The 7,694-nt window shown below is 56.4% G+C and carries 6 protein-coding genes; all 6 read left to right on the top strand.

Going from position 1 to position 7,694, the window contains the following annotated elements; genetic code table 11:
* Window positions 1-287: 287 nt before the first annotated feature.
* The 6 genes from Q2B33_RS03820 to Q2B33_RS03795 all read left to right on the top strand — a co-directional run bounded on the left by Q2B33_RS03820 (window position 288) and on the right by Q2B33_RS03795 (window position 7,664).
* The gene (locus tag Q2B33_RS03820) at window positions 288-950 is read left to right on the top strand and encodes a response regulator transcription factor (RefSeq protein WP_300565290.1); all 663 of its coding nucleotides are present in this window, start codon (window positions 288-290) and stop codon (window positions 948-950) included.
* A 100-nt stretch (window positions 951-1,050) separates the two neighbouring features.
* Complete coding sequence (locus tag Q2B33_RS03815) at window positions 1,051-2,283, top strand: sensor histidine kinase KdpD (protein WP_300565292.1); 1,233 nt, start codon at window positions 1,051-1,053, stop codon at window positions 2,281-2,283.
* Between the two features lie 153 nt (window positions 2,284-2,436).
* Window positions 2,437-3,150 carry an ABC transporter ATP-binding protein gene (locus Q2B33_RS03810; RefSeq protein ID WP_300565427.1) on the top strand — a complete coding sequence of 238 codons (714 nt, stop codon included), beginning with the start codon at window positions 2,437-2,439 and terminating at the stop codon, window positions 3,148-3,150.
* Entirely contained in the window at window positions 3,147-5,735 is a 2,589-nt protein-coding gene (locus Q2B33_RS03805; RefSeq protein ID WP_300565294.1) for an ABC transporter permease, read from the top strand. Before Q2B33_RS03810 ends, Q2B33_RS03805 begins: the two co-directional genes overlap by 4 nt.
* A 156-nt stretch (window positions 5,736-5,891) precedes the next feature.
* Window positions 5,892-6,806, top strand: a complete 915-nt coding sequence (locus Q2B33_RS03800) for a chemotaxis protein (RefSeq protein WP_300565296.1) — start codon at window positions 5,892-5,894, stop codon at window positions 6,804-6,806.
* Between the two features lie 39 nt (window positions 6,807-6,845).
* Window positions 6,846-7,664: a hypothetical protein gene (locus tag Q2B33_RS03795; protein ID WP_300815711.1), complete on the top strand. Its 819-nt coding sequence runs from the start codon at window positions 6,846-6,848 to the stop codon at window positions 7,662-7,664.
* The last annotated feature ends 30 nt before the right edge of the window (window positions 7,665-7,694 follow it).

The raw sequence follows: 7,694 nt of genomic DNA, 5'->3' as shown, positions 1-7,694 counted from the left end.
TAGGTGCGGGGTGCAGGCACAGCGATGTGCACAGCTGACGCATACTAATAGGACGCAAGCTTAACCAAGGCGTAAGGATGTCGGTTCATGAGGCGGTCGCACCGCAAGGCGATTGCACCGCAAGGTGGTTGCACCGCCTGTCAGTATTCGGTTTTGAGGGCACAGTTAGAATCTTATTTGGGATTCTGTTATAAAGACACAGGAAAAAGAGGTTTCGTATATCGAAATACTCTTTTTTTGTATATGGATTTCAGAACAGGATATGTCGTCCGCAGAGGAGGAAGCGCATGGAGATTATGCTGGTGGAGGATAATGAGGCGATTATCATGGGGCTGGAGTACCTGCTTTCCCAGGAGGGATATCAGGTGGTGACGGCCAGGAACATGGCGCAGGCAGAGGAGCTCCTTGCAAGGCGGGATGTGGGGCTCGTGCTCCTGGACATCGGGCTTCCTGACGGGGACGGCTTCCAGCTCTGCAGGAAGGTGAAGCGGGAAGGACAGACGCCGGTGATATTCCTCACGGCGAAAGAGGATGAGACGGATGTGGTAAAGGGGCTTGATATGGGTGCGGACGATTATGTCGTCAAGCCCTTCCGCAACAGGGAGCTGGTCTCGCGTATCAGGAGCGTGCTGCGCAGGAGCGGAAAGGGCACGTCCGTGCTGCGCTGCGGGGATATCGCCCTGAATACGGAGACAGGAAAAGTGACGCGCGGCGGCAGCGAGATTGCGCTGACGAAGCTGGAATATAAGATTCTGAGCAATATGATGTCCTGCCCCGGAAAGCTTTTTACCAGGGATGAGATCCTGTCGGATATCTGGGATATATCCGGGAACTTCGTGAACGACAATACGTTGTCGGTGACTGTGAAGCGTCTGCGGGAGAAGCTGGGGGACAGCGACGGCCGGCTCATAAAGACAGTGCGGGGCATGGGATACAGGCTGGAGCGCTGACGGTGGTACTGTAGAAAGGGATGGCTTGGATTCGATGCCTGACAGCAGGGAGCGTGCGGGAGTCCGCAAGAGCAGTGAGAGGACAGAAAGGGATGGAAATATGGTCTGGAATAAGGAGCTGAAGTGGCTGGCAGGGATGTTTCTGGCTTGTTTCTGTACAGGGGTCCTGGCCATGAACCTCTGCGTGGCAGTCTATGGGAGCCATATGCGGGCGGAATATCACAGCCTGCTGGCCGCGGTATTCGGAAATGTGTCGGAGGCCTATCCGGAAGTGGCCGAGGAAGAGCTGGTATCCATCCTGAACCGTGAGGGCAATGAGGCCCTGGGGGCTGAACTCCTTGGGAGGTACGGTATCCTGGAGGGATATGCGGGCGCGTCCTTTGCGGGACAGGAGAGACAGCTCGGGATGCTGTACGCGGGGATGAACCTTTTCCTGATTCTGTTTTTCTCCTGCATGGGCATTCTGCTCTATCGATATTTCAAAAATCGTCAGGAGAGGATTTCAGGGCTGGCAGGGTATATGGAGGCCCTGAACCGAAGAGGCTACCGGGTGGAGGTGGAGGACAATGCTGACGATGAGCTCAGCGGACTGCGTAATGAGCTGTATAAGCTGACGGTCTACCTGAAAGAGCAGGCAGAGGCCGCGATGACGCAGAAGCGCATGCTTGCGGACGCTCTGGCAGATATCTCCCATCAATTGAAGACGCCCCTTACCTCCGCCACAGTGCTGCTGGACAATCTGTCCGAGAACATGGACATGGATCGGGCCACCAGGCAGCGTTTTCTGGCAGAGGCCACCAGGCAGCTCACCGGCATGTCCTGGCTGGTGACCACGGTGCTGAAGCTGTCGAAGCTGGACGCGGGGATGGTGGAGCTGGAGCGGGCCTGGATTTCGGGGAAGGCTCTGGTGGAGGATGTGGTGCGGCGGCTGGAGATTGCCGCGGAGTGGAGGGGGATTTCCTTTTCTCTGGATTTTCCGGAGCAGGTCAGCCTGTTCGTGGACAGGAAATGGACGGAGGAGGCGCTGCTGAACATTGTCAAGAACGCCATAGAGCATAGCACTGACGGCGGCATCGTGGAGATAAGCGGGGAGGCGAACGAGGTCTACGTCCAGATAGCCGTCCGGGATCACGGGGAAGGGATGACGCGGGAGGAGCAAAGAAAATTGTTTCAGCGCTTCTACCAGGGAAATTCCGCCAGGGAGGACAGCATGGGCATCGGGTTGTCCCTGGCCAAGGAAATCCTGGAGAAGCAGAATGGCTATATAACGGTGGACTCCTACAGGGAAGGGGGCACCGTTTTCATCCTGCGGTTCTTGCATGGAAATGCGTGAGGATGCAGATGGAGTAAAAATATAAAATGTCACGGAAATGTCATTTTAGCCTTTTATACTGGAAGCGTAAGGAACGGTTGAAAATGATTTCAGGAAAGGAAGGCAAATATGGGAAATATGGGACGGAAAGGCTATAGGGAAGCAGAGGAGGGAATGCCCGAAAGGGACTCCGCCCGTCCGGCGGAAATCCTGCGCACGGAGCATCTGCGCAAGGTATACGGGACAGGGAACAATGAGATCATCGCGGTGAACGATGCCGGCATTTCCGTGGCACAGGGAGAGTTCGTGGCGATCGTGGGGAGCTCCGGCAGCGGGAAGTCCACGCTGATGCACATGCTGGGCGGCGTGGACAGGCCCACCTCCGGCAGGGTGTTCATAGAGGACGAGGACATCTATCGGATGGACGATGACAAACTGGCGATATTCCGCAGGAGGCAGGTGGGGCTGATCTACCAGTTCTACAACCTGATTCCTGTGCTGACGGTGGAGGAGAACCTGACGCTGCCCTGCGAGCTGGACGGCCGGGAGCCGGATCCGGAGCTGGTGCAGGAGCTGGCGGGGATGCTGGGGCTGAAAAGAGTCCTGAACCGTCTGCCCAACCAGCTCTCCGGCGGCCAGCAGCAGCGGGTGGCCATCGGCAGGGCGCTGATTACAAGGCCTGCCATCCTCCTGGCGGACGAGCCCACGGGAAACCTGGACACCCGGGCCGGGAACGAGATCATGGAGCTGCTGAAAGTCTCCAACCGCAGGTACAGGCAGACCGTGATCATGATCACCCACAATCTGGAGCTGGCGAAGCAGGCGGACAGGGTCTTAAGCATCGAGGACGGCTATGTGTCCGAGGGATATTTGGGGGTGGCGGGATGAATGTATTGAAGAGATGCTGCTACCGCTCCATGAGAGAGAACCGCAAGCGCACGGCGGTGACAATCATCGGAATCATCCTTGCCACGGCGCTGATCACGGCGCTGGCCTGTCTGGTGGTGAGCTTCCGCGTGAGTCTGATCGCCTATGAGAAGGAGCAGAACGGGGATTTCCATTATCATTTCCTGAACGTGAAGCAGGAGTACCTGAAATATTTTGAGAACAACAGGCAGATAGAGAAGTACGCCCTGACGGAAGAAACGGGCTATGCTGTCCTGGAGGGCTGCCAGAATCCGGATAAGCCCTATCTGTATGTCACGGCCATGGACAAAGAGGCGGAGACCGCGCTGTCCTTAAAGCTGGTGTCAGGGCGCATGCCGGAGAACGGCTCGGAGCTGGTGGTGGGCAGACATACGGGCAGCAACGGCCTGGTGGAGATAAAGGTGGGGGACAGCCTGAACCTGTCCCTGGGAGAACGGATTTCCGATGGCGGATTTACGCTGAGCCAGTGGGATCCCTACCACGGCGATGAGGAGACATTCCGGCCGGGAGCCGGGAAGACATTCACCGTGGTGGGCATCATAGAGCGGCCCGGCAGCTCGGTGGAGCCTGTGACGGCACCGGGATATTCGGCCTTTACCCGCCTGGAGGATCCGGCGCAGGCGGCGGAAGCGGATGTGTATGCAACTTATACGAAACAGGGGCTGCGCCATAGAGACCGGGTGACGGCCGGAATCCTGGGCGTAGCCGAGGAGCTGTACGTGCGCTGGAAAGAGGGATTACAGGACTGCACGGAGCAGGAGCGGGAGGAGATTCAGACAGTAGCCTCCTCCGTCCAGGAGAACTACTGGCTGCTGAAATGGGAGCTGATGCTTTTTGCCGATGGCATGATGCGCATGATATACGCCATGTCGGCAGTGGCCGTAGCGGTCATCATCGTTACCAGCGTGTTCTGTATCCGCAACAGCTTCGTCATCTCTCTGACGGAGAAAATGAGGCTTTACGGGAGGCTGGCCTCTGTGGGGACTACGGCGGCGCAGCAGCGCAGGATCGTCTATTATGAGGCCAGGTTCTTAAGCGCTGTGGGAATCCCCCTGGGGGTGGCAGGCGGGCTGGCCGCGGCGGTGATTCTGGTGAAAGGGGTGAGCATCCTGGTAAAGGATGCCCTAGGCTTCGAAATGATATTCGGCACATCACTGCCCATGATCCTGCTGGCCGCGGTTCTGGCGGCAGTGACAGTGTTCCTTTCCGCAAGGGGCAGCGCCAGGCAGGCGGCAAGGATTTCGCCTATCAGCGCCATCCGGGCCAACGACACTGTGAATCCTGGGAAACACATCCGATGTCCGGGATGGATCGGGGGGATGTTCGGCATCGGCGGGAAGATCGCTTACAAGAATCTGAGAAGGGCCAGGGTGAAGTACCGCACCACAGTGGTGTCCATCGTGGTGAGCGTGGCCATATTCATCGGCATGACTACCTTTGTGGATCTGATATCCCTGGCTGTGGGCACTCGTTTCCAGAAACTGCCCTATCAGATAGACATCAGTATCTTTCAATGGGATTTTTATGACGAAGCGGTGGCCATTGCGGAAATGGACAGCGTGGAAGAGGGAGAAATCGTGCGAAAGGCAAGCCTGGCAGTGGAGAAGGGCCAGATACCCTATACGATAGAGTGGCAGGGGGAATTCGCGGAGGAGGAAGACACAGGGGAAGACAGGATAGTCGTATGCTCCCTGGGAGAGAAGGCATATGCCCGCTACTGCAGGGAGGCGGGGGTGTCCGTGGAGGAGGCAAGGGGGAAGGCCCTTGTGATAGCGGATTATCATTATGAAACCACGGTAGACGGAAAGACCTACATCGAAGAGGGGAATATCGCAGATTTCAAGCCGGGAGACATCCTCCGGGGGACAGGCGAATCCTTCGGGACGGACATAGAAGTCCTGAAACAGACCACTGTGCGGCCCATGTATCTTGCGGACTCGGGTTACAGCATGACATTGATCGTGGACGACGCGTTCATGGACAGCGCGCCGGGGCTGCAGAGACAGGATGACATAAAGGTCTATTTGAAGTGCCGGGACGCGGACGAGACAGAGCAGCGCATCCGCAGCGAAGCGCAGCTGCAGTATTATTCGCTGACGAATTACGAGTCCATATATAGAGGGGAACACAGCATGCTTCTGGTAATAGCGATTTTCCTCTATGGGTTCCTGGCGGTAGTGGCTCTGATCGGAATCACCAATGTCTTCAATACCGTCACCACCAATATGGAGCTTCGGGCGCCGGAGTTCGCCATGCTGCGCTCCGTGGGGATGACCGGCCGGGAGTTCAGGCGCATGATATGGCTGGAGGGCATGTTCTACGGAGGAAAGGCGCTGTGCATCGGGATTCCGGCAGGGCTGCTGATTTCCCTGCTGTTCCACAGAGGGTTCGGGATAAGGTTCGTGACGGACTACCGGGTTCCCTGGATGGGGATCGTCCTGTCCGTTGCCGCCGTGGCCCTGTTGCTGTACGTCATCATGCGCTATTCCATGGCCAAGATCAACAGGAGGAACATCATCGACACCATCCGGAACGAGAATATCTGACAGGAAGGACTGACCGGAAAAATTTTAGTAAGTTTTTTGGTAAGTTTTGAAGATTATAGTTTCCTTTTCCACGCAAGTATGTTAAGATAATAGCATATAAATAGCGGAACTGTTCCTGTTTTGGAAGGCTCCGGCCGGGAAAGGATATGGATAAATATGGACGACAGCAAGATTTTATTGGAAAACGGCACGAACGAATTGATGATTCTGGAGTTCAAGCTGGGCGACAACTACTATGGCATCAACGTGGCGAAGATCAGGGAGATCACGAAATATGAGCCGGTCACACCGATTCCCAACGCGCATCCCAGCATTGAGGGCGTGTTCATGCCCAGGGACGTGATGATCACGGCAATCGATTTGAAGAACTGCCTGGGCCGCGGCGAGTCGGATTCCAAGGGACTGTTCATTATCACGAATTTCAATAAGCTGGACATCGCGTTCCATGTGGACAGCGTCCTGGGTATCCATACGGTGTCCTGGACGGAGATTATCAAGCCGGAGGTCACGATCTCCACCGCGGAGGAGGGCGTAGCCATCGGTATCGTCAAGAAGGAAGACAGGCTGATAATCATCCTTGACTTCGAGAAGATTGTCACGGACATCAACCCCGAGACCGGCCTGAAGATCTCCGACATCAATGACCTGGGAGAGCGGCACAGGAGCACGGTTCCCATCCTGATCGCGGAGGATTCCGCTCTGCTGAACAAGCTGATAGTGGACTGCCTGAAGAAGGCCGGCTATGAGAACCTGATCCATGTGGAGAACGGAAAACAGGCCTACGATATCATAACCCACTACAAGGATCAGGGAACCCTGCACGAGAACGTGCGTGTGGTCATATCCGATATAGAGATGCCGGAGATGGACGGGCACAGGCTGACCAAGCTGATCAAGACGGACGAGGCCACGGCAAAGATTCCGGTGGTCCTGTTCTCCTCCCTGGTGAACGAGGAGATGCGCCGGAAGGGCGAGTCGCTTGGAGCGGACGCGCAGCTGTCCAAGCCGGAGATCGGCAATCTGGTAAAAATCATAGATCAGCTTGTGGCGGAGAGGCACTTGGATATGTAAAGTCCTGAAAAAGGCTGGGATGATGTCCCGGCTTTTTTCTTGTTCCATAGAACGCAGGACGAGGATGGCAGGGTGGTTGAGATGGATAATCATGAGATTCTGGAGAAAATCGGGCAATCGGACATGGTGCTGGCAGGCCTGGGGGAGGACTTTGACGGCAGCGCTTTCCTGGGGAAGGACGAAAGGTATCTGGCCGGGTGCGGGAAGCTGAAGGAAGCCGGATTCCGCTGGCTCATGCCTGCGTGGAACGAGTACTGCGCGGAAAAGTCGGGGAACAACTCAGTAGAGACTGCCCTTGAAAGGCTGGGGGAAATCCTCAGGGGGAAGAATTTTTTCGCAGTCAGCGTATCCACCGACAGCAGGGCGGCCGACCTGGGGAGGGTGGTGATGCCCTGCGGCTCCTGGAAGATGAAGCAGTGCACCGGGGGCTGCGGGGGAGCGCTCTCGGAGGTGACGGAGCAGGACAGGGACAGGCTGTGGCATTTTTTTGAGGAACTGTACCGGGGGCGGCTCCCGGAGGAGAATCCCCTGTCCGGAGCCTGTCCGCAGTGCGGGGCCGCCCTTGTGCTGAACAATGTGTACGCGGAGAATTATGACGAGTCCGGGTATCTGGACCAATGGGGGCTCTACAGAAAATGGCTCCAGGGGACTCTGAACCGCAGGCTGTTCGTGCTGGAGCTGGGGGTGGGGATGCGCTTCCCCTCCGTGGTGCGCTGGCCCTTTGAAAAGGTGGCTTTTTTTAACCAAAAGGCATATTTTTGCAGGATCCATGAAAAGTTGTATCAATTGACCAAGGAATTGTCAGAAAAGGGATGCGGAATTTCAAAGAATGCGATTGATTGGCTGGGGGAGCTGTGATAAAATAGGGATGGACATTCATAGAAACCG

The sequence above is a fragment of the uncultured Acetatifactor sp. genome, from assembly GCF_948601915.1.
Lineage (GTDB): Bacteria > Bacillota > Clostridia > Lachnospirales > Lachnospiraceae > Acetatifactor.
Note: the sequence above shows the minus strand (reverse complement) of the source record. Positions and strands in the feature narration are given on the sequence as shown.

Excerpts from the sequence above, each read along its gene's own strand:
- Q2B33_RS03805 (WP_300565294.1), top strand. The coding sequence starts at position 3,147 with ATGAATGTATTGAAGAGATGCTGCTACCGCTCCATGAGAGAGAACCGC.
- Q2B33_RS03820 (WP_300565290.1), top strand. The coding sequence starts at position 288 with ATGGAGATTATGCTGGTGGAGGATAATGAGGCGATTATCATGGGGCTG.
- Q2B33_RS03800 (WP_300565296.1), top strand. The coding sequence starts at position 5,892 with ATGGACGACAGCAAGATTTTATTGGAAAACGGCACGAACGAATTGATG.
- Q2B33_RS03815 (WP_300565292.1), top strand. The coding sequence starts at position 1,051 with ATGGTCTGGAATAAGGAGCTGAAGTGGCTGGCAGGGATGTTTCTGGCT.
- Q2B33_RS03810 (WP_300565427.1), top strand. The coding sequence starts at position 2,437 with ATGCCCGAAAGGGACTCCGCCCGTCCGGCGGAAATCCTGCGCACGGAG.